The organism is Streptomyces sirii (assembly GCF_045690365.1).
Taxonomy (GTDB): domain Bacteria; phylum Actinomycetota; class Actinomycetes; order Streptomycetales; family Streptomycetaceae; genus Streptomyces; species Streptomyces sirii.
In genome coordinates, this window is record NZ_CP147982.1 from 3,630,064 (window position 1) to 3,655,174 (window position 25,111).

General features: G+C 73.2%; 18 protein-coding genes, 1 tRNA gene and 1 pseudogene. 7 read left to right on the plus strand and 13 right to left on the minus strand.

The window, feature by feature from the left end; all coding sequences use genetic code 11:
• Positions 1 to 125 precede the first annotated feature (125 nt).
• From WAB15_RS16290 to WAB15_RS16310, 5 genes are all read left to right on the plus strand, one after another.
• The gene (locus tag WAB15_RS16290) at positions 126 to 593 is read left to right on the plus strand and encodes an Lrp/AsnC family transcriptional regulator (protein ID WP_399146950.1); all 468 of its coding nucleotides are present in this window, start codon (positions 126 to 128) and stop codon (positions 591 to 593) included.
• Positions 594 to 613: 20 nt separating this feature from the next.
• Positions 614 to 1,261: an ABC transporter permease gene (locus WAB15_RS16295; RefSeq protein WP_399146951.1), complete on the plus strand. Its 648-nt coding sequence runs from the start codon at positions 614 to 616 to the stop codon at positions 1,259 to 1,261.
• On the plus strand, positions 1,254 to 2,537 hold the full coding sequence (locus WAB15_RS16300; protein WP_399146952.1) for a betaine/proline/choline family ABC transporter ATP-binding protein: 1,284 nt from the start codon (positions 1,254 to 1,256) through the stop codon (positions 2,535 to 2,537). The genes WAB15_RS16295 and WAB15_RS16300 overlap by 8 nt, the downstream gene beginning before the upstream one ends.
• Before the next feature lie 83 nt (positions 2,538 to 2,620).
• Positions 2,621 to 3,418, plus strand: coding sequence for an ABC transporter permease (locus WAB15_RS16305; protein ID WP_407289233.1), 798 nt, complete (start codon positions 2,621 to 2,623; stop codon positions 3,416 to 3,418).
• Positions 3,415 to 4,407 (plus strand): glycine betaine ABC transporter substrate-binding protein, encoded by a 993-nt coding sequence (locus WAB15_RS16310; protein ID WP_407286701.1) that lies wholly within the window; start codon positions 3,415 to 3,417, stop codon positions 4,405 to 4,407. The genes WAB15_RS16305 and WAB15_RS16310 overlap by 4 nt, the downstream gene beginning before the upstream one ends.
• A gap of 42 nt (positions 4,408 to 4,449) precedes the next feature.
• On the opposite strand, the gene WAB15_RS16315 is transcribed toward WAB15_RS16310, so the two are convergent.
• From WAB15_RS16315 to WAB15_RS16330, 4 genes are all read right to left on the minus strand, one after another.
• Entirely contained in the window at positions 4,450 to 5,229 is a 780-nt protein-coding gene (locus WAB15_RS16315) for a S16 family serine protease (protein ID WP_407286702.1), read from the minus strand.
• Positions 5,230 to 5,403: 174 nt separating this feature from the next.
• Positions 5,404 to 6,045, minus strand: a complete 642-nt coding sequence (locus WAB15_RS16320; RefSeq protein WP_399146955.1) for an IclR family transcriptional regulator — start codon at positions 6,043 to 6,045, stop codon at positions 5,404 to 5,406.
• A 333-nt stretch (positions 6,046 to 6,378) separates the two neighbouring features.
• Positions 6,379 to 8,175 carry a DEAD/DEAH box helicase gene (locus tag WAB15_RS16325; protein ID WP_407286703.1) on the minus strand — a complete coding sequence of 599 codons (1,797 nt, stop codon included), beginning with the start codon at positions 8,173 to 8,175 and terminating at the stop codon, positions 6,379 to 6,381.
• 631 nt (positions 8,176 to 8,806) lie between these two features.
• Positions 8,807 to 10,273, minus strand: a complete 1,467-nt coding sequence (locus WAB15_RS16330) for an MFS transporter (RefSeq protein WP_407286704.1) — start codon at positions 10,271 to 10,273, stop codon at positions 8,807 to 8,809.
• Positions 10,274 to 10,477: 204 nt separating this feature from the next.
• On the opposite strand from WAB15_RS16330, the gene WAB15_RS16335 reads away from it, so the two are divergent.
• Together WAB15_RS16335 and WAB15_RS16340 are read left to right on the plus strand one after the other, a co-directional pair.
• On the plus strand, positions 10,478 to 12,097 hold the full coding sequence (locus tag WAB15_RS16335; protein WP_407286705.1) for a hypothetical protein: 1,620 nt from the start codon (positions 10,478 to 10,480) through the stop codon (positions 12,095 to 12,097).
• A 129-nt stretch (positions 12,098 to 12,226) separates the two neighbouring features.
• Positions 12,227 to 12,301: transfer RNA gene (locus WAB15_RS16340), tRNA-Cys, on the plus strand.
• A gap of 193 nt (positions 12,302 to 12,494) precedes the next feature.
• Here the strand turns inward: WAB15_RS16340 and WAB15_RS16345 are convergent.
• The 9 genes and pseudogenes from WAB15_RS16345 to WAB15_RS16385 form a co-directional block, all read right to left on the minus strand.
• Positions 12,495 to 14,024, minus strand: a complete 1,530-nt coding sequence (locus WAB15_RS16345) for an ABC transporter substrate-binding protein (RefSeq protein WP_399146961.1) — start codon at positions 14,022 to 14,024, stop codon at positions 12,495 to 12,497.
• Positions 14,021 to 16,072 carry an ATP-binding protein gene (locus WAB15_RS16350; RefSeq protein WP_407286706.1) on the minus strand — a complete coding sequence of 684 codons (2,052 nt, stop codon included), beginning with the start codon at positions 16,070 to 16,072 and terminating at the stop codon, positions 14,021 to 14,023. The genes WAB15_RS16345 and WAB15_RS16350 overlap by 4 nt, the downstream gene beginning before the upstream one ends.
• Before the next feature lie 347 nt (positions 16,073 to 16,419).
• Positions 16,420 to 16,923: a pyridoxamine 5'-phosphate oxidase family protein gene (locus WAB15_RS16355; protein ID WP_407286707.1), complete on the minus strand. Its 504-nt coding sequence runs from the start codon at positions 16,921 to 16,923 to the stop codon at positions 16,420 to 16,422.
• Between the two features lie 33 nt (positions 16,924 to 16,956).
• On the minus strand, positions 16,957 to 19,287 hold the full coding sequence (locus WAB15_RS16360) for a xanthine dehydrogenase family protein molybdopterin-binding subunit (protein ID WP_407286708.1): 2,331 nt from the start codon (positions 19,285 to 19,287) through the stop codon (positions 16,957 to 16,959).
• Complete coding sequence (locus WAB15_RS16365) at positions 19,284 to 21,380, minus strand: 2Fe-2S iron-sulfur cluster-binding protein (RefSeq protein ID WP_407286709.1); 2,097 nt, start codon at positions 21,378 to 21,380, stop codon at positions 19,284 to 19,286. The genes WAB15_RS16360 and WAB15_RS16365 overlap by 4 nt, the downstream gene beginning before the upstream one ends.
• Before the next feature lie 73 nt (positions 21,381 to 21,453).
• On the minus strand, positions 21,454 to 22,350 hold the full coding sequence (locus WAB15_RS16370; RefSeq protein ID WP_399146966.1) for an FAD binding domain-containing protein: 897 nt from the start codon (positions 22,348 to 22,350) through the stop codon (positions 21,454 to 21,456).
• Between the two features lie 263 nt (positions 22,351 to 22,613).
• Positions 22,614 to 24,266 carry a beta-N-acetylhexosaminidase gene (locus WAB15_RS16375; protein WP_407286710.1) on the minus strand — a complete coding sequence of 551 codons (1,653 nt, stop codon included), beginning with the start codon at positions 24,264 to 24,266 and terminating at the stop codon, positions 22,614 to 22,616.
• Positions 24,267 to 24,270: 4 nt separating this feature from the next.
• Positions 24,271 to 24,462, minus strand: a pseudogene (locus tag WAB15_RS16380) (carbohydrate ABC transporter permease); the annotation flags it as partial.
• A gap of 321 nt (positions 24,463 to 24,783) precedes the next feature.
• Positions 24,784 to 25,077, minus strand: coding sequence for a DUF3039 domain-containing protein (locus tag WAB15_RS16385; protein ID WP_026169910.1), 294 nt, complete (start codon positions 25,075 to 25,077; stop codon positions 24,784 to 24,786).
• Positions 25,078 to 25,111: the final 34 nt, after the last annotated feature.

Here is a 25,111-nt window from a genome sequence, read left to right on the forward strand (position 1 = left end):
GCAGAGTCCCTCCGATCCACAAGGTGCGCAATAGTTTCCGAATCTACTGGGCATTATGCATAGCGATAGGGCAGTTACTTCGAGCTATCTGTACATGATGACCATCGAAATCGAAGGAGTCGGCGATGGCGATCGATCATTTGGACGGGGCGCTGCTGGAGCTGCTGGCGAAGGAGCCGCGGATCGGGGTGCTGGAGGCGTCGCGGCGGCTGGGGGTGGCGCGCGGGACGGTCCAGGCCAGGCTCGACCGGCTTCAGTCGAATGGAGTGATCCGGGGCTTCGGGCCGGACGTGGACCCCGCCGCGCTGGGCTATCCCGTCACCGCGTTCGCGACCCTGGAGATCAAACAGGGTCAAGGCAACGACGTACGGGCGCACTTGACCACCGTTCCCGAGGTGCTGGAGCTGCATACAACGACGGGACATGGGGACATGCTCTGCAGGCTCGTCGCCCGCTCCAACGCCGATCTGCAGCGGGTGATCGACCGGGTCGTGGGCTTTGATGGCATTGTGCGGGCATCGACGGCGATCGTGATGGAAAACCCGGTTCCATTGCGGATCATCCCGTTGGTGCAGCAGGCTTCGGGAGACTGACCGACCGAGGAGAGCGACGGGTGAGCTTCTGGGAGTACGTCGAGAACCGGCACGCCCAGCTGCTGATGGACACCTATCAGCACGCCAGCGCGGTCTTCCAGTGCATGGTGCTCGCCACCGTGCTGGGGGTCCTCGTCGGGGTCGTGACCTACCGCAGCGGATGGGCGGGCAGCCTCGCCACCACCGCGACCGCCACCATCCTGACCATCCCCTCGCTGGCCATGATCGGCCTGCTGATCCCGCTGGTGGGCCTGGGCGTCCTGCCGACGGTCATCGCGCTGACCCTGTACGGGCTGCTGCCGGTGGTCCGCAACGCCATCGTCGGGCTGCGCGGGGTGGACCCGGCGCTGGTGGACGCGGCCAAGGGCATCGGGATGTCGCGCACCGCCCGGCTCCTGCGGGTCGAACTGCCGCTGGCCTGGCCGCCGATCCTCACCGGCATCCGGGTCGCCACCCAGATGCTGATGGGCATCGCCGCCATCGCCGCCTTCGCCTCCGGTCCCGGTCTCGGCAACGAGATCTTCCGCGGGATCGCCTCGCTGGGCAGCGCCAACTCCCTCAACCAGGTGCTCGCCGGCACCCTCGGGATCGCCGTCCTCGCCCTCCTCTTCGACGCCGCGTACGTCCTGATCGGACGCCTGACCATCTCCAGGGGGATCCGTGCCTGAGTCGACCGGAAAGCCGAAGAGCGCCGCCGCCTCGGGCGCGAGCATCCAGCTGGAGAACCTGACGAAGGTCTATCCGGGCAACCCCAACCCGGCCGTGGACAACGTCAACATGGAGATCAAGGCCGGCGAGACGGTGATCTTCGTGGGGCCTTCGGGCTGCGGCAAGTCCACCACCCTGAAGATGATCAACCGGCTGATCGAGCCGACGTCCGGCCGGATCCGGATCGGCGACGAGGACGTCACCGGCATCGACCCGGTCCGGCTGCGCCGCAAGGTCGGCTACGCCATCCAGGCCTCCGGCCTCTTCCCGCACATGACGGTCGCCCAGAACATCGCCCTGGTCCCCAAGATGACCGGCTGGTCCAGGAGCCGGATCGCCGGCCGGGTCGAGGAGATGCTCGACCTGGTCGGCCTGGACCCCGGCGAGTTCCACGACCGCTACCCGCGCCAGCTCTCCGGCGGCCAGCAGCAGCGCGTCGGCGTGGCCCGGGCGCTGGCCGCCGACCCGCCGGTGCTGCTGATGGACGAGCCGTTCGGCGCCGTCGACCCGATCACCCGCGACCACCTCCAGGACGAGCTGATCCGGCTCCAGCACGAGCTGCACAAGACCATCTGCTTCGTCACCCACGACTTCGACGAGGCCATCAAGCTCGGCGACCGGATCGCGGTGCTCCGCGAGCGCTCGCACATCGCCCAGTTCGACACCCCCGAGGCGATCCTGACCAACCCCGCCGACGACTTCGTCTCCGGCTTCGTCGGCGCGGGCGCGGCGCTCAAGCGGCTGAACCTGACCCGCGTACGGGACGTGGGCGTGGTCGACTTCCCCACCGCCGGGATCGACGATCCGCTGCAGTCCGTCTTCGACCTGCTGGGCTCCGGCGCGCACAACGAACTGCTGCTGCTGGACCGCAACCGCCGCCCCTACAAGTGGCTGCGCCGCAGCGATCTCGCCCGTGCCAAGGGGTCGCTGGCGCGGGCCGGCACCCTGGTCGCCGACACCGTCACCCGGGACGCGACGCTGCGCGACGCCCTGGAGGCGGTGCTCACCGACAACGCGGGCCGGGTCGCGGTCACCGGGCGGCGCGGCGAGTTCATCGGGGTGGTCGACATGGAGACGCTGATGAACAACGTCCATGAACTGCTGGAGGCGGACCGGCTGGAGGCCGCCGACCAGCAGCACCGCCTCCAGGAGCAGCACAGCCGCCGCACGCAGCAGGAACAGGAGGGCCTGGGCGGCGCGGGCGGCCCCGAGGGCGTTCCCGGGAGCCGGGCGTGAGCGCCGGCGACGGCAGCGGTGCGCGGCCGGGCGAGCAGCGGCCGAGCACCCATGAGGCCCTCGCCTTCCGCGACGGCGTCGAGATGGAGCAGCGGGAGATGGCGGCCGGCGAGGCGCCCGTTCCCTCCGCCCCGCCCGGTGAGCGCCGGATCAGCTGGCAGAAGTGGACCTTCATGCCGGCGTTCCTGCTCGCCGTGCTGCTGGCCACCTGGCTGTGGTTCAGCGGCGCCCGGCTGGACTCCATCGCCCACCAGGCGGTGGACGACGGCAAGGTGTGGCTGGCGCTGCGCCAGCACATCGTGCTCACCGTGATCTCCACGTTCTTCGTCCTGATCATCGCGATCCCGCTGGGCATCGCGCTGACCCGGTCCCGACTGCGCCGCGCCACCCCCTTCGCGATGGCGCTGGCCAACCTCGGCCAGGCCGTGCCCGCCCTGGGCCTGCTGATCCTGCTCGTGATCTGGCTGGGCATCGGCCCCCGCTCGGCGATCGTCGGCATGGTCCTGTACGCCGTGCTGCCGGTGCTGGCCAACACCATCGCGGGGCTGCGCGGGATCGACCCGACGCTGACCGAGGCGGCCCGGGGCATCGGCATGTCCGCCACCGGCGTACTGACCACGGTCGAGCTGCCGCTGGCGGTGCCGCTGATCCTGGCGGGCGTGCGGACCGCGCTGGTGCTGAACGTCGGCACCGCGACGCTGGCCACCTTCGGCGGGGGCGGCGGCCTGGGCGATCTGATCTCGGCGGGCATCGTCACCCAGCGGATGCCCGTGCTCATCCTCGGCTCGGTGCTGACCGTGATGCTCGCTCTGCTCGTCGAGTGGCTGGCCTCGCTCGCCGAACTGCTGCTGCGGCCGCGCGGCCTGGAGGTGGCCGCATGAGCGCCCGCCGGGGGCCCGGCCGGCTGATCACCGTCGTCGCGCTGCTGGCGGCGCTCGCCCTCGGCGGCTGCGGCCTGGTCAGCGGCAGCGCGATGACCGACAACGTCCTGCCGGGGCCGAACGCCAGCTACCCGGACCGGCCGCTCACCGGGGCACAGCTGACCGTGACCTCGAAGGAGTTCACCGAGCAGATCGTCCTCGGCCAGATCATGGGACTGGTCTTCGAGGCGGCCGGCGCCAAGGTCATCGACAAGACCAGCATCCAGGGCTCGATCGGCGCGCGGGAGGCCGTCAAGTCCGGCACCGCGGACGCCGCGTACGAGTACACCGGCACCGGCTGGATCACCTACCTCGGCCACACCACGCCGGTCGTCGATCCGCAGGAGCAGTGGCGGGTGGTCCGCGACGAGGACCGGAAGAACGGCGTCGTCTGGCTGCCGCCCTCCACACTGAACAACACCTACGCGCTGGCGCTGAGCCCCGCCGACGCCGCGAAGCACGGCACCAAGACACTCTCCGACCTGGGCGAACTGCTGAAGAAGGACCCCGGCGCGGTCACCCTGTGCGTGGAGAACGAGTTCGCCACCCGCAACGACGGGCTGCCCGGCATGACCCGGAAGTACGGCATGAAGATCCCGCCCGCCCAGGTGCGGCGGATGGCCGCCGGTGTCATCTACACCCAGATCGAGCAGGGCGGCAGCTGCACGTTCGGCGAGGTGTACACCACCGACGGCCGGATCAAGGCGATGAATCTGCGGGTGCTCGCCGACGACCGGCACTTCTTCCCCAACTACAACGCCGCCCCCGAGATCAACGCCGCGTCGCTGAAGAAGCACCCGGCGATGGCCGAGGTGCTGGCCCCGGTCACCAAGGCCCTGAACAACACCGTCGCCCGGGAGCTCAACCGCAGGGTCGACGTGGACGGCGAGGACCCGCACGAGGTCGCCAAGGACTGGCTGCTGCAGGAGGGGTTCATCAAGGAGGGGTAGGGACACTCCCTCGGCGCGACGGGCCGCTGCCGGCTCCCCGGCTCAGCAGCTGGGGAGCTTGCCGCCGGCCCGCAGCGCCTTCAGCGCGTCCACCGCGCCGTCGAGGGTGGTGACCGGGATCAGCCGCATCCCCTTCGGCAGCTCCGCCTGCGCTTCCGCGCACTCCTTGCGGGGCACCAGGAAGACCGAGGCGCCGTCGCGGTGCGCGGCCTGCGTCTTCAGCGGGACGCCGCCGACCGCGCCGACCTTGCCGCCGGCGGTGATGGTGCCCGTACCGGCGATGGTCCGGCCGCCGGTCAGGTCGTGGCCCGCGCCGTCCCCGTCGAGCTTGTCGACGATGCCGAGGGCGAACATCAGCCCGGCGCTGGGCCCGCCGACGTCCGCGAGGCTCAGCTTGACCTTGATGCCCTTGGAGGACTTGCCCAGCTGGTCGAGGGCGGCCGCGGTGGCGGTGTCCTGCGAGTGCTCCATCTGCTCGGCGTTGTGCTCGGCGATCTCCTCGGTGCTGTCGCCCACCGGGTAGACAGCCTCCCGCGGCATCACGGCCTCGTCCGTACGGAACCAGGCCTTGGCGATGTCCGGCAGGTGGACCGAGGCCTCCGGGCCGGTGGCGACGATCGAGGTCATCCGCAGTTGCCCGCTCGTCCGGCGGGTCCCGGCACCGGTGACGGTGATCACCGGCTTGCCCTTGTCGTCGCCGAGCACGTTCGCCGTCATCCCCGGATACGCCACCGAGTACGGCAGCGGGGCGAGGATCGCGGTGACGACGAGGCCGAGGACCAGGGCGGTGCAGAGCGCCAGGGCGCGAGCGCGGGAAGACACCCCGCCACCCTAATTGACCCCCGCCCCACCAGGCCCTTATGGCGCTACGGGCTCACCGCACGCCCACGGGCCCTTCACACTCCGTGGACGCGGCCGGGTGGCGGCGGGCGGGCACCGGGGCCGCCGCCGCGGTCACCGTGGTGGCGCCGCCGGCCCCGCCGCACCGCCCCGGCCTCACCGCAGCGCCTCGGACACCTCCCGGGCCGCGTCGACCACCCGCGGGCCGATCCGTTCGGAGACGTTGTCCGCGAGCATCACCACGCCCACGCTCCCCTCGATCCCGCTCACCCCCAGCAGCGGCGCCGCCGCACCGCTGGCGCCGGCCTCCAACTCGCCGTGCGTCAGGGCGAGTCCGGCGTCCTGGAGCCGGCCCTGACGGGCCTTGAGGATCGCCCGCCCGGCGGCCCCCCGGTCCAGCGGATGGCGGAAGCCGGCCCGGTAGGCGACGTGGTAGTCGGTCCAGGTGGGCTCCACGACGGCGACGGCCAGGGCCTCCGTGCCGTCGACCAGGGTGAGGTGCGCGGTGGCCCCCACGTCCTCGGCGAGGGAGCGCAGGGCGGGCAGCGCCGCCTCTCTGACCAGCGGATGCACCTGACGACCCAGGCGCAGTACGCCCAGGCCCACCCGGGCCCGGCCGCCTATGTCGCGGCGCACCAGGGCGTGCTGCTCCAGCGTGGCCAGCAGTCGGTAGACCACGGTGCGGTTGACGCCGAGCTTGTTGGACAGCTCGGTGACGGTCAGCCCGTGGTCGGTGTCGGCGAGAAGTTTCAGGACGCGCAGTCCACGGTCGAGTGTCTGGGAGGTCTCTGCGGTCACGACGCCCCTCCTGGGTGAGTGGCGGCACTCGGGCGCGACGCGCTGCGGGTCCCGGAGCAGCGCGCGCAAGAGGCCGCCGGCCGCATGGCACCGGCTGCGCTCCGCGGCGGCGCTGCCACGGGGCGTGTGCGTGACCGGGACAGTAGCGAGCCAGTCCGGTCAGCGGAAGAGTCCGTCCAGAATCCGGGCTACCACGCCTGGAATATCCCGATTAGCCCGCTCATGAGGGCGTGTTGTGCTTCAGCCTGGGCTGAAGGTCACGGGTCCGTCACAGCACAGGAAGCGGGTGGCACCCCGCGTCCGCGGAGCACCACCCGCACGGCGGGGACGCGCTCAGCGCATCCGCGTCGCCCACTCCCGTACCTTCTTGATCCGCTCGCTCAGCTGCCCGGCGGTGGCCTCGGCGCTCGGCGGCCCGCCGCACACCCGGCGCAGCTCGGTGTGGATCACGCCGTGCGGTTTGCCGCTCTGATGGACATACGCCCCCACCAGCGTGTTCAGCTGCTTCCTCAGCTCCAGCAGCTCCTTGTGCGTGACCACCGGACGCCGCTCGGCCGGGATCTCCAGCAGATCCGCCTCCGCGTCCGGCTTCTTCCTGCTGTGGGCGATCTGCCGGGCCTGCCGCTTCTGCAGCAGCATCTGCACCTGGTCGGGCTCCAGCAGCCCGGGGATGCCGAGGTAGTCCTGCTCCTCCTCGCTGCCCGCATGGGCCTGCATACCGAACTCGGCGCCGTCGTAGAGGACCCGGTCGAAGACCGCCTCGGACTCCAGCGCCTCGAACGAGAACTGCTCCTGCTCCCCGGTGTCCTCGTCCTGCTCCTTGTTCGCCTCCTCCATCTCCTTCTCGGATTCGGCGTACGGGTCCTCCTCGCCGTCCTTCTTCGGCTTGTCGAGCACGTGATCGCGCTCGACCTCCATCTCGTTGGCGAAGCCGAGCAGGGTCGGAACGGTGGGAAGGAAGACGGAGGCCGTCTCACCGCGCTTGCGGGAGCGGACGAAGCGCCCCACGGCCTGCGCGAAGAACAGCGGCGTCGAGATGGTGGTGGCGTACACCCCGACCGCCAGGCGCGGTACGTCGACGCCCTCCGACACCATCCGCACCGCCACCATCCAGCGTTCCTGCGAGTGCGAGAAGTCGTCGATGCGCTGCGAGGCGCCGGAGTCGTCGGACAGGACGAGGGTGGCGCCCTGTCCGGTGATCTCCCGGATCAGCTTGGCGTACGCCCGCGCCTGTTCCTGGTCGGAGGCGATGACCAGCGCGCCGGCGTCCGGGATGGACTTGCGGACCTCGGTCAGCCGCTGGTCGGCGGCCCGCAGCACGTTGGGCATCCAGTCGCCGCGCGGATCCAGCGCGGTCCGCCAGGCCTGCGAGACCGCGTCCTTGGTCATCGGCTCGCCGAGCCGCGCCGCTATCTCGTCGCCGGCCTTGGTCCGCCAGCGCATGTTGCCGCTGTAGGAGAGGAAGATGACCGGCCGGACCACGCCGTCGCCCAGCGCGTTGCCGTAGCCGTAGGTGTAGTCGGCGGCCGACCGGCGGATGCCGTCGTTGCCCTCCTCGTACGTCACGAACGGGATCGGGTTGGTGTCCGACCGGAAGGGCGTACCGGTCAGCGCGAGCCGCCGGGTGGCCGGCTCGAACGCCTCCAGGCACGCCTCGCCCCAGGACTTCGAGTCGCCGGCGTGGTGGATCTCGTCGAGGATCACCAGCGTCTTGCGCTGCTCGATCCGGTTGCGGTGCAGCATGGGCCGTACGCCCACGCCCGCGTAGGTCACCGCGACGCCGTGGTACTCGCGGCCCAGCGGCCCGGCGCTGTACTCCGGGTCGAGCTTGATCCCCACCCGGGCCGCCGCCTCCGCCCACTGCTTCTTCAGGTGCTCCGTCGGCGCGACGACCGTGACCTGCTGTACGACGTGGTGGTGCAGCAGCCACGAGGCGAGCGTGAGCGCGAAGGTCGTCTTGCCGGCCCCGGGCGTCGCCACGGCGAGGAAGTCTCTCGGCTGGCTCTGGATGTAGCGGTCCATGGCCGCCTGCTGCCAGGCACGCAGCTTGTTCGCGGTACCCCAAGGCGCCCGGCCGGGAAAGGCCGGGGACAGGTGATGGCTGTTGGTGGCGCTGGTGGTGGTAGTCACGGTCTCCGTCGGCTGGGTCGGCGGTCGGCAACCGCGCAAGCCTATCCGCTGCGCTTGGCCGGCTTCCCACGTTGTCGGCTGCGGCACCGTGTGCCTTCTCACCGTTCGCCCGCGGCCCGTCCGCTGCGCTTGGCCCGCCTCCCACGTTGTCGGCTGTCCCGCCGTGGGGGTTGTTGTCGGTTCGCCTGCGGCGGGCTGTTGCCGCTGCGCGGGGCTGTTCGGCTGCCGGTGACGGGCCTGCGGGGTTGGGTGTCCGGACTGCTGCGCTTTACGTCCGGACACCCAACCCCGCAGACCCGCCCCCTCCCGTGGGTGGGAAGGGAAAAGGGCCGGTGGGAGCGCGCCCGAGTGGTCCAGTCCCCCACTCACGGCTCTCCCCCTGCCGCCGCGGTGCTCGGCCACGACGGTGAGGGTCCGGCAGCATTCACGACCACCGCAACCGACCCTCACCACCCACCCACGGGAGGGGACGGGCCGGAGGGGCAGGGGTGTGGGACGTAAAGCGCAGCAGTCCCACACCCCTGCCCCGCAGGCCCGTCACCGCCACCCGAAAGCCCCGCGCAGCGGACCCCGCCCGCCGCAGGCGAACCACGCGAAACCCCCACGGCGGGACAGCCGACAACGTGGGAGGTCAGCCAAGCGCAGCGGACGGGCGCAGACGGAAGGAGACCACCGCCCCCGCCACCGCGACCCCGGCCATCGCCGCGAACACGGCCACGAAGGCCGCCGGATGGGCGGCCGAGCTCGCGGAGGCAGTCGTCGCGGGGGCATGTGCAGCCACCGCGCCACCGCCGAAGGCGACGAAGAGGACGCCGCTGATGCCGACGAAGGTGACGTTGCCCAGCGCGTCCGACATCTGCAGGGACGCGGAGTTGCTGCCGGCCTCCTCCGGGCGGGACAGCTTGAGCAGGAGCACGCCGCCGCTGGAGATGTTCAGGCCCATGCCGAAACCGCCGACCGTCCAGGCCGCCGCGACGATCCAGACCGGGACCCCGTCGAGCAGGGCCAGCGGCACCATGGCGATCGCCGTCGCCAGGAGCAGCATCCCCAGGCCCATCAGGCGCTCCCGGTGCGGTTCGAGGCGTCGGCGGCTCTGGACGTACGAGCCGAGCGCCCAGGTCAGTCCGCCGCCGGTGAGGGAGAGCCCGGCGAGCGTCGCGGACAGTCCGCGCTGGGTGACCAGCAGCAGGGGGATGAAGCTCTCGGCGGCGACCAGCGCACCGGCCGCCAGACCGCGCATCAGCACGACGGTCGGCAGTCCGCGCGCCGCCCGGAACGTGCCGCGGGGCAGCAGCCGCACGATGGCCGGCACCAGCAGGGCCAACCCGGCGGCCGCGAGCGGCAGCGCGGACCAGGCCGGATGCTGGCCCGCGCACTGCAGCAGGCTCGCGCCCACCGCGACGGCCAGCGCGAGCCGGCAGCGCCGGTCGGTCAGCATGTGCCGCACCCCGCCGCGCGGGCCCGGCTCCGTACGCGGCAGCTTGCGCAGCGCCGGCAGCATCACCGCGAGCGGCAGCAGTATCAGCATGGGGATGGCGAGGAAGACCCAGCGCCAGCCGAGCTGTTCGGTGACGGTCCCGGCGAGCAGCGGGCCGACGATCACCGGCACCACCCAGGCCGCCGAGAACGACGCCATGATCGACGGGCGCAGCCGCTCGGGGTAGGCGCGACCGACGACGACGTACAGCGAGACCACCACCAGCCCGCCGCCGATGCCCTGCACCGCGCGGCCCGCGATGAACATCCCCATGGTCTGCGCGCCGCCGGCGATCAGCAGCCCCACCCCGAACGCGGCGATCCCGGTGAACAGCGGCGCGAGCGGCCCGCGCCGGTCGCTCCACTCGCCGGAGAGCGCCATCGCGAACAGGCTCGCGGTGAAGAAGGCCGAGAAGGCGAAGGCGTAGCGGCCGATGCCGTCCAGGGCGTGCGCGGCGACGGGCATCGCGGTGTTCACGGCGCTGGCCTCGAAAGCGACGAGGGAGACGACGGAGATGATGCCCAGGGTGAGGGCCCGGTGGGCGCGGCCGAGGACGCCGTCGGTGCCGTCGGCGGTTGCCTTGCCGGGGGGCGCGGTCAGGGCGGGGCGGTCAGCGGTCATCGGGCCAGCGTAAGGGTCGTAGGGCGGGTGCGCCCCTGTCGGGAGACGGGGATCGGGTCGGTCGTCGGTCCTACGCCGCGCGGTCCCGATGCCGGCCGTTCGGCCGTATGAACACTCCGTGGCAGCGCCCCGGAAGCCATGGACTCCTGCGCCCCGCCGCCTTAGCCTCGGCCGCCGTTGCCGACGGATGGATGAGGAACTCCCATGCGACACAGGCTCTTTGGGCCCGACCGGAGTGGATCGAGGGCCCGCGCGGCCACCGCTCTGGCGGCCCTGGTACTCGCGCTGCCGGCTTCGGCGGCGCTCGCCCCGGCCGCGCGGGCGGCACCGATTCCGCCCGCCCCGGGCCACCGGCTGGTCCCGCAGTACGAGGGCGCCCCGGCCACCGCCGCCCCGCTGCCCGCCGACCAGGCGCCGCCGCAGCACCCGTATCTGGCGCCCAACGGGCGGGCCGGTATGCACGGGGACGGCGCCGGCAGCGACACCCACCCCTTCCCCGGGCCGCTCGGCGCGCACCCGGCCGTCGGCAGCGAGCGGATGGCGACGCTCGGCGGCGAGTGCGCGACCGTCACCTTCGACTCCGGCGGCCGGATACTGACGGTCTGCGGCACCTTCCAGGGCTTCCGGCTCAAGCTCCTGGACCCGGCGAGCCTGGACACGCTCGCCGAGTACCGGCTGCCGCAGCGCCCCTCCACCGTCGAGGCCGTCACCCGCCTCGACTTCTCCAAGATCTTCAAGGACACCTCGGGCGGCGCCTACTTCTACCTCGACAACAAGGACCGCGTCGTGCTGGCCGACTCCCGCCAGCACGTCCTGCGGCTCTCGCACGGCCGGTCCGCCGACGGCCGCTGGCACTTCACCGTCGACCGCGACTGGGACCTGACCCCGTACGTCCCGCACGACTGCGTCGGCTGGACCAACCTCTACCCGCGCGGGCAGTGCGATCCGGTGACCTCGGTCCAGCCCGACTGGGACGGCCGGATCTGGTGGGTGACCCGTAAGGGACGGATCGGCACCATCGCCCCGGACCGCGGCACGATACGCACCATCCGGCTGCCCGGCGAGGAGATCCAGAACAGCTTCTCGGCGGCCGAGGACGGCGTCTCCCTCGTCTCCGACCACGCCCTGTACAGCCTGCGCGCGGACTCCTCGGGCACCCCGCGGATCCAGTGGCGGCAGGCCTACGACCGCGGTACGGGCGGCAAACCGGGCTCCATCAACCAGGGGTCCGGCACCACGCCCACCCTGCTCGGCGACGCCGCCCACCCCTACGCGGCCATCACCGACAACGCGGACGACCGGATGAACGTGCTGGTCTACCGCCGCACCGGACCGGACGCCGACCGCCTGGTCTGCAAGGTTCCGGTCTTCACCTCCGGCGCCTCCACCACCGACAACTCCCTCATCGGCTACGGCAACAGCCTCGTCGTCGAGAACAACTACGGCTACGAGAACGTCACCTCGCTGCTCCTGGGGAAGTCCGTCGTCGGAGGCATCACCAGGATCGACATCCGGCCGGACGGCGGCGGCTGCGACACCGTCTGGGAGAGCAAGGAGCGCTCCCCCTCCACCGTCGCCAAGCTCTCCACCGCCAACGGCCTCCTCTACTACTACACAAAGGACCCCCACCGCCTGGGCATCGACGCCTGGTACCTGACCGCCGTCGACTTCCGCACCGGCCACACCCGCTGGAAACGCCTGACCGGCACCGGCCCGCTCTACGACAACAACTGGGCCCCGATCACCCTCGGCCCGGACGGCACGGCCTACATCGGCGTCTTCAACGGCCTGGTCGCCGTACGGGACACCCGACCGCGCCCCTGACCGACGGGCCGCCCCTACGGGCCTTCATGAACGTCACATTGCCCCGCATTGCGAGTCCATGGCGGCCCGCCCCACACCCTTGCCCCCTCCCCCACCACGCGGCCTACAGTCGGGACAGCACACCAACCCGGCCGTGTGCCCGAGTGGTTCAGGGGCTCGCCTGCAAAGCGAGTTACGTGGGTTCGAATCCCGCCACGGCCTCCAGTGTCCGGAAGAGACGAACGAAAGGGCGGCGCCTCGTGCGGGGTGCCGCCCTCTTCGTCGTCCGTCTCGTGGTTCGGGGCCGGCGGCCGGGTGTCCCTTCGGCCTTGGGGGTGCGGGCGAGGATCCGCCGCACCGGGCCGAGCAGGTCGATTCCGTGGGGCCACCTCCGGGTGCGTAGGGGGCCGGCCGGGCCTCACCGGCCGGTGCGCAGCGCGGTCACGAAGCGGTAGATGTCCCCGGCCTCTCCCGTATCCGTCGGGCGGCGGAGCTCGACCAGGGCCAGCGGGCGGTCCACCGGCTCGCCCGTGTCCGGGTCGAAGGCTATGTGGCCGCTGATGCCGCGGACCCGGGATCTGCCGTTGGTCTGCTCCAGCATGGCCAGGACCATCCCGGCGGTGACCCGGCGGGTGCCGTAGACGCCGACGGCGTTCCGGGCCGCCTTGCCGATGGTGTACGTCGCGTCGTGGCCGAGCATCGCCTGGCCGCTGGCGAGGGCGGCGACGGGGCCGCCCACCTCCTCGCCGAAGGCCCGCTCGAAGTCGGCGAACGGCCCGGTCCGGGTGCCGCCGTAAACCTCCTTGGATATCTCGGGGTGCGTGAACGCCGTGTAGTAGACGGTCAGTTGGCTGTACTTCCAGCGCTTGGCGAGCAGGGCGAGCTCGGCGCGGTGTCCGTCGCCGCCGGTGTCGAAGTAGACGCCCAGCGCGCTGGAGCCGGAGAGCACCGTCGTACGGCAGTGTCTGCCGCCCTCGCCGGCCGCCTCGATGAACCGGCGCAGCTCCCGGCCACGGCCGGCGAAGTACACCACGTCCGGCGGCTCGGGGTCGTCGCAGACCTTGTCGGCGACCAGGGACAGCGCATTGCCCGCCGTCGCCTCCTCGCCCTCCCCCGAGCGGAACGGGACCACCTCGTCGTCGACGTCCAGTCCCGCGCGCCGTGCCGCCGTCGAGAAGTCCTCGTAGAGCGAGGTGTTGTAGTCGTCCTGCTCGTTGCCGTCCCTGATCACCTGGACGCGGTAGCCGGGGTGTCGTCGCTGCTGTTCCTTGAGGTAGCCGGCGGCGGCCGCGGTCTGGTCGCGGTTGGGGAAGGAGACCCGGTAGAACCCGGCCGTGTCGGAGCTCAGTCCGTCCGCCGCGACCGTCGCCCCGACCATCGGCAGTCCGGCGGCGCGCAGCCGCTTCACGGCGGCGGCCGTCCGTTCGTTGCTCTGCCCGAAGCCCGCCACCGCGACGAGGTGTTCCCTGTCCTTCATCGCGACGAGCTGGTCGACGACCTGTCTCCAATGACGGTCGCCGCGGCCGGTGTTGGCGAGCAGCAGCCGGATCTTGGGAAGCGTCGAGCGCTCGGCGTTCAGCGCGCGCTGGGCGAGGTAGGCGCCGCTGACGGCCTGCCGGGTGGCTTCCGGGCCCCGGTCGGCGGAGCCACCCGCCATGGCCTCCAGGTAGGCGATGGCGACCGACGGCTGACCGGACTTGGCGACGTCGTCGTTCTCGGCGCGGATCTTGCCGCTCAGGCCGTGCATGTTCTCGAAGGCGTACGCGCCGTCCGTCACGCCCACGCACTCGCCCCCGGCCGCCTGCCGCACGCCCTCGCCGCACCGGCCCGCCGTGTCGACGATCCGCGTCGTGACGCCGGCCAGTACCGCGGCCACCGCCAACGCCGAGACGATCCACAGCCCCCAGCGCCTAGGCGGCCTGGGCGGTTCGAAGACTCGGGTGCTCACAGCCACGGCTCCTTTCCGTACTGCTTGGCCTTCCGCAGCAGTGCGGAGGTCCACGGCACGCTGTCGGCGTGCACGGCGAGGGTGTGGAAGCGAGCCTGTATCTCGCCGTACAGTTCGGCGCCGGGATCGCCCAGGGGATCGCGATAGGGGTCGCCGACCAGGTCCGTGTGCGGGTCGTCGGGCGGCTCGGGGCCGATCCACACCGCGGCGAGCAGCCGGGTGATGGTCCGCAGCCGCTGTTCCACGGCGCCGTCGTTGAGGTGTTCCACCAGCCGCTCGTAGCGCTCCCACAGCGGCTGGTCGAGGGTCCCGCCCGCCTCGGCGAGCGGGGCGCGGCGCAGTCTGCACAGCTCTGCGCACCACTCCTCGGGCGTGAGCCGGTCGAAGACCTCGTCCAGATAGGCGGCCGCCGCGGCCAGATCGCCGCCCGCCAGGGCGTGGTAGGCCGCGATGCCGTGCTCGCCGGCGGCCCCCGCCCGCTCCCGCAGGGCGTGGTGCACGGCCCGCCTCCCGCGGACCGCGCCGGGCGGCCCGTCCTCGGGGATCGCGGCGAGCCGTCGCAACAGCAGAAGGCGCAGCAGGGGGTGTGGCGTCTCCGTACGGCCGTCGGTCTCCTCGTCCTGGCCGTCGAGGTGCATGGTGCGCAACACGTCCGCGCAGAAGTCGTTGAACTCCTCCTGGACGCGGGCGCTCGACTCGTCCCACAGCACCCGTCCGGCCTGCGTCTGGGCGAGGTCGGCCGCGGCCGCGGCATGCGCCAGAGCCTGTGTCAGCTCCGCGCTCGCGCCGATCGGCAACAACCGCTCCAGCAGGGCGTCGACGAGGCCCGAGGAGGGTTGCAGGACGTGCCGCAGCCGCTCCTCCCAAGGGGTCTCGGCCGGACGCTCCAGGAGGGCCGCCAGCAGCAGTGCGGTGCCCGCCGGATGTCCGCGGGTGAGCTCGTGCACCACCCAGCCCAGCCACTGGACGCCGTTGTCGGCGGCGGGCACCGACGCCCGGCGGCCGGCCGACCGCAGCACCTCCTCGGCCTGCTGCTCGACCTCATGGCGCACCAGGTCCCGCAGCCGGCCCACCACCAGCCCCTTGACGACCCGCTCCGGAACGAACACCTCCGCATCCGCGGGCCACCGGCCCGGCAGCACACCGGGCCGCCGCGGCCCGCCGAACGCGAAGCTCTCCAACGCCACCGGATAGCTCCCCGCCGTGGCAAGAACCAGCAGCGGGTCGGGCGCCCCGCCCTTCCTCCGGGCGTCCAGCAGCGCCTTGAGGAAGTCGTTGCCCAACGGGCTGTCGACGTTGTCCAGCAGCACCAGGCACTGGGTCGTACGCCGCTTGTCACCGCCGCGCGAGCCGTACGCCCGGCGCAGATCGTCCAGGAAGGCGTCGAACAGCACCGCCTCGGCGCGCTGCCGCTCGGCCTCCTCGCGGTCGCCGTAGCGCTGGTTCAGATCGATCAGAAAGCCGTCGACGGAGCCGCCGTCACGGCTGCGCCGCCCGATACGCGCCAGCTGCCAGCGCACCCGGCGCCGCACCCAGTGGCGCCGCCACTCCGGGAGCAGGGGCAGCGCCGCGGTCACCGCGGTCGGGGCACCCAGGACCGTGGCGGCGTAGGTGGCCAGCTGGTTGATGACCTCCGTCCGGCTGCTGGGCGGCCCGACCAGCGCCTCTTCCATCTGCCGTACGGCGGCGTCCCGGTCGGCCGCATCCATCCGGGCCGCAACGGCGATCGTCAGCAGGCCGAAGGCCGGAAACCGCAGCCGCGCGAAGTCCTTCTTCCTCTCATTGAGCTGGAAGACCAGCGCGGCCAGCACATCGATCGGCTTACGTCCCTCCTGCCCCAGCGCCGCCAGGTCGAGGCGGGCCACCGGGGCCCGCCGGCCCCAGTCCGCCAGATGCCGCAGCACCGTCGTCTTACCGCTGCCACGCGGCCCCAACAGCAAGGTGGCGGGCAACTCCGGCCGGCTGCCCGGCCGGCGTACCAACAGCTCCCGGACGTACCGCTCCACGGCCCGGTCCCGCCCCGATTCGCCCGCCCATTCCTGCGGCATCCCGCTCCCCCTCGGCCTCGCGATCCCCGTCGCCCCCGCGACCCCCACGGCCGGTCGGCTCTCTCCGGCCGCCCCAGGATCCTCCAATTCCCGTGCACCGCAAGCACTTTGCCCCCTTCGCCCCTCCCTCCCCCCCTCACCCGCACCCTCCCCATCCACCGAAAATCACTGTACGTGACCAGGCCGATAATTTCCATCACTGAGAGTGAATGCCCGGAGGTGAGTTCACCTTCCGCCACGGCCTCGAAACGCAGGACACACCTACGCACCTGCGCACCTGGTGGCGGCCCCGGCATCCGCGGGGACCGCCTCCATGCCGGGCAGACCCGGCGCCCCCTGACGCCCCCTCATGCCCCTTCAGGGACCTGGGCGTTGCGAAAGGTGATCATCCGGTCGGGCTCGATGCGGGCCCACGGCAGGGCGCTCATCCAGCCGTCCCATGCCTCGCGCCCGTACACCTCGATCAGGAACGACGTCAGTGCCGGGTCGTTCGCCGGGGACACCTCGCGGGCCCTGCCATGGACCGTGATCTGCAGCCGTTCGCCGTCGATGACCGAGGCGGAGACGGCGGGGCGGGCGCGGAGGTGCCGGAACCGGAGCGAATCGGCGCCCGAACCGAAGTGGAGGCGACCCCGGTAGAAGAGTCCGTCGACCGGACCCACCCGGGGCTCGCCTCCGGCCGTCGTGGTGGCCAGCGCCATCACGCGCATGGCGCCCATCTCGGCGACCACCCCCGCGGCGTCGAGGCGGCGCTCCTCGGTGACGATGGAGCGCAGGTGCCGGCCCGCCGCGGCGTACGAGTCGGCTAGCAGGCGCTGTAACCAGGCAAGATCTTCCGGGTTCTCATGCATGGCACCAGGCTGCCAGAGGCGGGTCCGTGGACCCTACTGCCGCACCACCTGGGCCACCGCCGCCTGGGGGCGGATCGGGAGGCGGCCGATGGGGCGGCCGGTGGCGGCACGGACGGCGGAGGCCACGGCGGCCGGAGAGGTGACGACCGGGACGGCGCTTGCCGGCTTGGCGCCGAAGGGGGCGATGACGTCGCGGTCCTCGACGAGTTCGACGATGCGGATGTCGGGGGCGTCCAGGGCGGTCGGCAGGGCGTAGCCGGTCAGGTCGGGGTGGCGGACCTGACCGCGGGTGGTGCGGAGGTTCTCCATCAGGGCGGCGCCCAGGCCCTGGGTGACGCCGGCCTCGATACGGGCCCGCAGTTGGCGCGGGTTGAGCACCCGGCCGACGTCCTGGGCGACGGACATCTCCACGACCCGGATGGTGCCCAGCTCGATGTCGACGTCGGCGACGCAGCGGATGGCGCAGAAGGCGAGGCCGACGAAGGCGTCGCCCTGGCCCTCGTCGTCCAGCGGCTCGGTGGGGTGCGGGCGGCACTGGGCGGTGGCCCACAGCTCCTTGCCGTCCAGGGCCTCCGCGACGGTGGTGCTGAGCACGCCGTCGTACGAGGTGATCTTGCCGTCGTTGATCTGGAGGAGTTCGGTGGACATGCCGAACTTGTGGGCCAGCGGCTGGAGGAGCTGGGTGCGGACCATCTTCGCGGCGCGCTCGACGGCGCCGCCGGAGACCCAGGTGTGCCGGCCGTGGCAGGCCGGGCCGGCGGGCGGCTGGTCGGTGTCGACGCCGGCGACGTGCACCTCCTCGACGCCGAGGGCCTCCTGGACGATCTGCCGCGCGAGTGTGGAGAAGCCCGATCCGGTCTCGACGGCGGCGCAGATGACGGTGGCGACCGAGCCGCTGACCTTGACGGTGGCGGTGGAGACCTCGTCGGTGCCCTCCGCGCCGAGCATGTGCACCATGCCCAGCGCGTAGCCGACGCCGCGGCGCACCGCGCCCGGCTCGCCGGCGCCCTCGGGGCCGCCCGGCAGCAGCCACTCCGCCTCGGGGGCGTCCTTGGGCAGTTCGGGAAGCGGTGCCTCCTTCACGGCGCGCAGGAGTTCGGCGACGGGGGCGGGGCAGGTGACCGTCTGCCCCGTGGGGAGCAGGTCGCCGGTGGCCATGACGTTGCGCCGCCGGATCTCGTCGGGCTCCAGGCCCAGGCTGGCGGCCAGCTTGTCCATCTGGCCCTCGTAGGCGGCGCAGACCTGCATCGCGCCCTCTCCGCGTACGTGGCCGGAGGGCGGGTTGTTGGTGCGCACCGCCCAGCCGTCGACGACGGCGTGCGGGACGACGTACGGGCCGCAGGAGAAGGACACCGCGGCGGCGAGCGCGTCGGCGGAGGTGTCGGCGTAGGCGCCGGCGTCCATCAGGATCTGCGCCTCGACCTTCACCAGCTTGCCGTCGGCGTCCGCGTGGTGGCGGTAGCGCAGCAGCGTGGGGTGGCGGTGGGCGTGCGCGAGGAAGGACTCCTCGCGGGTGGCGGCGAGCTTGACGGGGCAGCCCGTGCGCAGCGCCAGCAGGCCGAGCGAGAGCTGGATGCCGGGGTCCTCGCGGTCGGCGGTGGCGCCGGGCACGCCGGTCACCACGACCTTGACCTGCTCCGGTTCCAGGCCGAAGGAGGCGGCGGCCAGATCGCGGTCGGTGTGCGGGTCGGTGGAGGCGGTGTAGATCTCCACGCCGCCATCGGGGCGCGGCACCGCGAGCCCGGCCTCGGCCCCGATGGGCGCGGGGTCCTGGCGGCCGATCCGGTAGAGCCCCTCGACCATCACCTCGCCCACGGCGTCGGCGTCGCCGAAGCGGAGCGGGATGTGCCGGATCAGGTTGCCGTCGGGGTGCAGCGGCTCGGCCTCGAAGGCGAGCTGGGGGTCGGTGACGGCCTCTTGGATCTCGTACTCGACGGCGATGGCGGCGGCGGCCAGCCGGGCCGTGTCGGGGTGGTCGGCGGCCACCGCGGCGATCGGCTCGCCGTGGTGGCGGACCTCGTCCTTGGCGAAGACCGGGCGGTCGGCGGTGCCCCGGCCGTGGCCCGCGTCCCCGGGGACGTCCTCGTGCGTGACGACGACGCGCACGCCCGGCATCTGCGCCGCGGGCGCGGTGTCGATGGACAGGATCCGGGCGCGCGGGTGCGGTGAGCGCAGCACCGCCGCCCACAGCAGCCCCTCGGCCCACAGGTCGGCGGCGTACGGGAAGGTGCCCTCGGTCTTCGCCGGCGCGTCGGCGGGCGGCAGGGAGACGCCCAGGCCGTGCAGCGGCGGTTCGACGGGGATCTGGACGCCCGCCGCGGGGGTCGCGGTGACGGCACCTGCGCCATCGGACGTGCCGCTCATGCGGAGCCTCCCGTTTGCGGATCCTGGTGGTGCGGGGCGTGGCCCATGGGGTCGGCAGGGCCCGCCTGGTGGGGAATACGGGCGGTGTCCGCCGGCGCCGCCTCGGCCGGCCCGTCCGGACCGTCCGACGCGTCGTCCTCCTGGGCGTAGGCGGCCTCCGTACGCGCCTTGACGACCTCCTCGACGGCGTCCAGCACACCCCGATAGCCGGAGCAGCGGCACAGGTTGCCGCACAGCGCCTTACGGGTCTCCAGCTCGCTGGGGGCGTGGTTGCCCTCCAGCAGGTCGTGCACGGTCATCGCCATGCCCGGTACGCAGAAGCCGCACTGCACCGCACCGGAGGCGGCCAGCGCGCGCTGGACGTCGGAGGGCACGCCGTTCTGGGCGAGGCCCTCGACCGTGCGGACCTCGCTGCCCGCGGTGGTCGCCGCGGGCACCAGGCAGGACGCGACCAGCCGCCCGTCCACCTGGACGGAGCAGGCGCCGCACTCGCCCTGGGAGCAGCCGTCCTTGGCCCCGGCCAGGCCGAGGCGCTCGCGCAGCACGTAGAGCAGCGACTCGCCGATCCAGGCGTCGGTGACCGGCCGGTCGATGCCGTTCACCCGCAGGACGTAGGAGGCGGCGGGGTGCTCGTCGTGGGCGTCGGCGGCCGCCGCGGGGTCGTGGTCCGCGGCGGCGTCGGGCGCGCCTACGGGAGCCTCGGTGTCCGCGGGGCCGGGATCGTCGGCGGGGACCGCGCCCTCGTGGGCGGGGGCGCCGGACGGCGCGGTGCCACCGGCGGGGGCCGCCGCGGCGGCGAGGCCGGTGGGGTCGCCGGGCTCCGCGGGCCCACCGTGGCCGGCGGGGTCGTCGGGCGCGCCGGAATCCGCGGGGTCGACGGATGCGGTGGAAGCCGGCTCGGCGGGCTCGGCCGCGCCGTCGCCCGGCGCGAACTCGCCGGACCGCTCCGGCCGTTCGCCCTCGGCCGCCGGGGCGTCCCATCCGCCGGCGCCGGCCGGAGCGGGCACGTCCACCGCCGCGTCGTGCCGGTCCGCCGCCTCGTGCCGCGGCGCGGCGTCGTCGGCCGGGGGCCACTGGGCCAGCGCGTCGGCGGGCAGCGACCAGTGCCCGGTGGCGGAGGCACCCGCGCCCGCGCCCGTGCCGTACGGGTCGGCGGCGTCGCCGGCCGGTTCGCCGGTCGGCGCGGTGCCGTGGCCCGGCATCGCGCGGTCGTGGTCCGCGAGGCCGCCGTCGCGCGCGTACGGGTCGCCGGCGGGGCCGCCGAACCGATCGGGCACCCCCGGCCCCTGCGGGGCCTCCTGCGCCGGTGTGGCGTGCGTCTGGGCCCCGTTGGTGGCGCTCAGCCCGGCGGTGAAGTTCCAGTGGCCCGTCTGGGCGGCCTCGGCGGGGTCCACGGCGTCGTACGCGCCGGCGCCCGGGTAGCCGCCGCCCTGGTGGCCGGCGCCGCCGGGACCGGTAAGTCCCTGATGGCCCGCGTGCCCCGGATGCTCCGGATGGCCCGGAAGGTTCGGCCGGCCGCCCCTGACTCCCGTACGGCCCGTCAGGCCGCCGTCGCCGACCAGGTACTCGCCGGACTCCTCCAGGCCGTCGTCGGCGGCCGCCGGTACCGACCAGCTGCCGGTGCCGCCCGCCTCCGGACTGCCCGCCACCGGCCAGTCCGCCGGCTCGCCGCTCCACGGCTGGGCCGCCTCGGGCGCGCCGCCCTGGTAGGCCGCGGGCCGGCCCTGGTGGGCCGCGGTGTCCATCTGGTCGGCGTACCCGGCGGACGGGTCGGCGTAGCCGGCCGCGGGGTCCGCGAACGGCATCGTCCACTGGCCGGTGGCCGCCGGGTCGGTGTCGGCCCCCGGGACCTGCGGCGCGGTGGTGTGCGAGGCGAAGGAGGCCGGCGGGGTGTAGCCGTGGCCGGGCGCGGCGAGCGGGTCGGCGCCCGGGGTGTAGCCGGGCGTGCGGCGGCCGTAGATCCCGGTGGTGAAACCCTCCGGGAGCTGCACGAAGGCCGTCGCCTCCGACTCGTACTCGCCGCCCTGCGGCAGCGGCTGCCAGCCCTGGTCGGGGTGCGGCTGCTGCGGGTTGCGGTGGTCTGCCTCGCTCATGCCGACACCTCACTTCGCTCGACCTCGCACGCGCGCGGCGCGCACCTGCTGATGGTTCGCTCGGCGCACTCACTCACGACAGCGCCCTCCCCAGTGCGCGGCGGGCCAGGGCTGCCACCGTACGGCGCAGATGCAATGCGGCCGGCGGCAGGGCGGTCGGTTCCGAGCCGTCCTCCGGCGGTGCCGGGTCCGGGATGCAGGCGGCGGCCACGTAGTCGCCGAAGGCGGTCAGCGCCTCGGGGACCAGGCCGCGTTCGCCGTCCCAGTCGATGATCGAGGCCACCCACTGCTCGGCCTCCAGGGGGCGCAGCGGCATGGCGGCGACCGCGCCGACCGCGCAGCGCACACCGCGCCGGGCGGGGTCCAGGACCAGCGCGACCGAGGCGGTGGCGCGACCGGGGCCGGTGCGTGCGGTGGCCTTGAGGAAGGCCTGTGGGGCGTGCAGCAGCGGAACCCGTACGAAGCCGACGAGTTCGCCGGGCTGCAGCATCTCCCGGCCGGCCAGGAGGTGGCTGACCGGGATCTCGCGGCGGCCGCCCCCGGGGCCGGCGATGACCAGCGTGGCCTCCAGGGCGGCGAGCACCGGAAGGGTGTCGCCGGTGGGGGCGGAGCTGACGATGTTGCCGCCGAGGGTGCCGGCGTTGCGGATCTGCGGCGGGCCGGCCGCGCGGGCGGCGGCGGCCAGGCCCGGGATCAGGGCGGCGAAGTCGGGGCGCCCCATGCGGGCGAGGGTCAGTCCGGCGCCGAGCAGCGCATGGCCGTCCAGGTACTGCCAGCCGCGGATCTCGCTGATCCGGCCGAGGCCCACCAGGCCCGCGGGTCTGAGGAGTCCGGCGTTGACCGCCGCCATGAGATCGGTGCCGCCCGCGACGGGCACGGCGGCGGGCATGGCGGTAAGCGCCGCCACCGCCTCGTCGAGCGAGGCCGGCAACGTCACCGTGTGCGACGCGTGCGGTGCGTGCGTGGTCAAGCCAGCTGCCCCTTCCCCGGGTGTCCCGGCAGTTCCGCTCCGCCGTACGGTACGTGCTCACTGCCCGGACGTGGCAACTCTGGCACATCTTCCCGGGCCCTCGGCGCGAGGGTCCGCCAAGCGACGTTCCGTCCCCGAACGGGGTGCTGGTCCGGTTTCGTCCATCGCCGCGACGACCGGGCGGGACTGCGGCGCGGGGTCCGTCGTGGCGCACTCCACCGTCCCAGGGTCCGGCCGCACGAGCGCCCCGCTTGGACGGCGGCTCACACGTTTGGGGGCGCCCCGTCGATCGGGCGTCCGAGCACGCCGGGGCGTTTGTGCCAGGGGCGGGGGCCGCCGGGCGGGCGGTAGTCGACGCCGAGGGCGTCGAGGCGGGCGTAGTGGACGGCCATCCGCCGGGTGAAGTCCTCGTAGTCGCGGTCGGCCGGGGCCGGCAGCCGCGACCAGGCGACCTCGGCGAACCCGGCCAGCCGCGGGAAGACCTGGTAGTCCAGGCGCGCCCGGGTGTCCATGACCTCGCTCCAGGCGTTGGCCTGGGTGCCCAGGACGTGCGCGGCCTGGTCGCCCGTCAGCTCGGGCGGCACCGGTTCAAAGCGGTAGACGTCCTCCAGGGTGCGCACGAAGCCGATCGGCACCGGCTCGTCGGAAGAGGCGTGCTGCCGGTGGTCCAGATACACCTGCTGCTCGGGGCACATGACGACGTCGTGGCCGGATTTCGCCGCGGCGATCCCGCCGGCGTAGCCGCGCCAGGAGGAGACGGCCGCGCCCTCGGCCAGGCCGCCTTCGAGGATCTCGTCCCAGCCGATCAGCCGCCGGCCGCGGTCGGCGAGCCAGCGGTCGAAGTGCCGCATGAACCAGCTCTGCAGCTCGTCCTCGCCGGCGAGGGACAGCTCGGCGATCCGGGCCTGGGCGGTGGCTGAGGCCCGCCACTGGTCCTTGGGACACTCGTCGCCGCCCAGGTGCACGAAGGTCGAGGGGAAGAGGTCGAGGACCTCGTCGAGGACGTGCTCGTAGAACCGCAGCACGTTGTCGGTGGGCGCCAGTACGTTGGGGTTGACGCCCCAGGTGTCCCAGACCTTCAGGGAGGTGGTGTCGATGACGTCGGTGTTGCCGAGTTCGGGGTACGCGGCGATGGCGGCCTGCGAGTGTCCGGGGACGTCGATCTCGGGGACGACGGTGATGTGCCGCTGGGCGGCGTAGGCGACGATCTCGCGGATGTCGTCGTGGGTGTAGTAGCCGCCGTGCGGGCGCTCGTCCCAGAGGGGGGAGGCGCGGTGTCCGAGCTTGGTGCGCTCGCGCCAGGCGCCGGTCTCGGTCAGCTTGGGGTAGCGGTGGATCTCGATGCGCCAGCCCTGGTCGTCGGTCAGGTGCAGATGCAGGACGTTGAGTTTGTGGGCGGCGAGCAGGTCGAGGTAGCGCAGCACCCCGTCCTTGGGCAAGAAGTGCCGTGCGACGTCGAGCAGCATGCCGCGCCAGCCGAAGCGGGGCGCGTCCTCGATGGTCTGCGGCGGCAGGGCGGCGGCCGCCCGCGGGGTGAGCGGGGCCCGGCGGAAGGCCTGCGGGCCCAGGAGCTGACGCAGCGTCTGCGCGCCCCAGAAGACGCCGGCCGGGCCGCCGCCGGTGATCCGTACCCCCCAACGGGCGTCGGCCTCCAGGCGGTAGCCCTCGGCCGGCAGGACGCCGTCGACGGCGAGGGCGAGGGTGTCGGTCGCGTCGGCGGAGCCGGGCGGCAGCGGGAGGCCGAAGGCCGCGCCGAGGGTGGCGCGCAGCCAGCGCGCGGTGTCCTCGGTGCCGGGGACGGCGGCCAGCGCGGTGTGCTCGCCGAGGCGGACGGCGCCGCGGCCGGGGCCGTCGATGCTCAGCGGGGCCGGGATCAGGCCGCCGCCCGGTCCGGTGGGGGTGTCCGTGTCCGGCATACCGTCAGCCCTTCACCGCGCCACCCGGGCCCGAGACCAGTCGGCGCTGTACGAGTACGAAGAAGACCAGCACGGGGATGGTCGTCACGGTCGATGCTGCCATGATCCCGCCCCGGTCGTTGTCGTCCGGCCGGAAGAAGACCACCGGCGCCGTGGAGAGGGTGGAGTGCTCGGTGGCGCCGACGATGAAGGACCGCAGCGTCCGGACGGCGAACGGCGGGGAGAAAGGCCGGATGCGGCAGGCTCGGCGCGCCCAGGGTGTTCAGGCCGATGCCCGGTACGGCGGCGCCGGCGTCGCACCGAAGGTTCCGGTAATTCCCAGGAGGGCAGGGGCGGTTGTGCGCCCCGACGAGAGGCCGTCCGCGCGGGAGGTGCCGCCGCCCGCTCACCCGCCCGGGAACGACGACGGGCCCGGGTCCACGAGGAACCCGGGCCCGCGGCCACGGCGGGGCACCGTCACCGCACGACCGGCGGCCAGGTCATGCGGCCGGTCTTCGGGCACGACGGCCCGCGGCCGCTACTTCTTGCCGCCGTCCTTGCCGCCCTTGTCCTTGTCGCCGCCGGCGCCCATGGACTCGAAGATCTCCTTGCACATGGGGCAGACCGGGTACTTCTTCGGGTCGCGACCCGGGACCCAGACCTTGCCGCACAGCGCCACGACGGGGGTACCGTCGAGCGCACTCGCCATGATCTTGTCCTTCTGGACATAGTGGGCGAAGCGCTCGTGGTCGCCGTCGCCGTGCGACACCTGCGGTGTCGGTTCTACGAGGGTCCCCGTACCTGCCCCGCGCTCGGGCTCAAGAGTGCTCATAACTGCCAAGGGTACTCACGCCCGCCGCAACCCG

Coding starts and splice junctions, on each gene's coding strand:
- WAB15_RS16290 (WP_399146950.1), top strand. CDS start 126: ATGGCGATCGATCATTTGGACGGGGCGCTGCTGGAGCTGCTGGCGAAG.
- WAB15_RS16305 (WP_407289233.1), top strand. CDS start 2,621: ATGGAGCAGCGGGAGATGGCGGCCGGCGAGGCGCCCGTTCCCTCCGCC.
- WAB15_RS16310 (WP_407286701.1), top strand. CDS start 3,415: ATGAGCGCCCGCCGGGGGCCCGGCCGGCTGATCACCGTCGTCGCGCTG.
- WAB15_RS16330 (WP_407286704.1), bottom strand. CDS start 10,273: ATGACCGCTGACCGCCCCGCCCTGACCGCGCCCCCCGGCAAGGCAACC.
- WAB15_RS16335 (WP_407286705.1), top strand. CDS start 10,478: ATGCGACACAGGCTCTTTGGGCCCGACCGGAGTGGATCGAGGGCCCGC.
- WAB15_RS16350 (WP_407286706.1), bottom strand. CDS start 16,072: ATGCCGCAGGAATGGGCGGGCGAATCGGGGCGGGACCGGGCCGTGGAG.
- WAB15_RS16355 (WP_407286707.1), bottom strand. CDS start 16,923: ATGCATGAGAACCCGGAAGATCTTGCCTGGTTACAGCGCCTGCTAGCC.
- WAB15_RS16360 (WP_407286708.1), bottom strand. CDS start 19,287: ATGAGCGGCACGTCCGATGGCGCAGGTGCCGTCACCGCGACCCCCGCG.
- WAB15_RS16365 (WP_407286709.1), bottom strand. CDS start 21,380: ATGAGCGAGGCAGACCACCGCAACCCGCAGCAGCCGCACCCCGACCAG.
- WAB15_RS16375 (WP_407286710.1), bottom strand. CDS start 24,266: ATGCCGGACACGGACACCCCCACCGGACCGGGCGGCGGCCTGATCCCG.
- WAB15_RS16385 (WP_026169910.1), bottom strand. CDS start 25,077: ATGAGCACTCTTGAGCCCGAGCGCGGGGCAGGTACGGGGACCCTCGTA.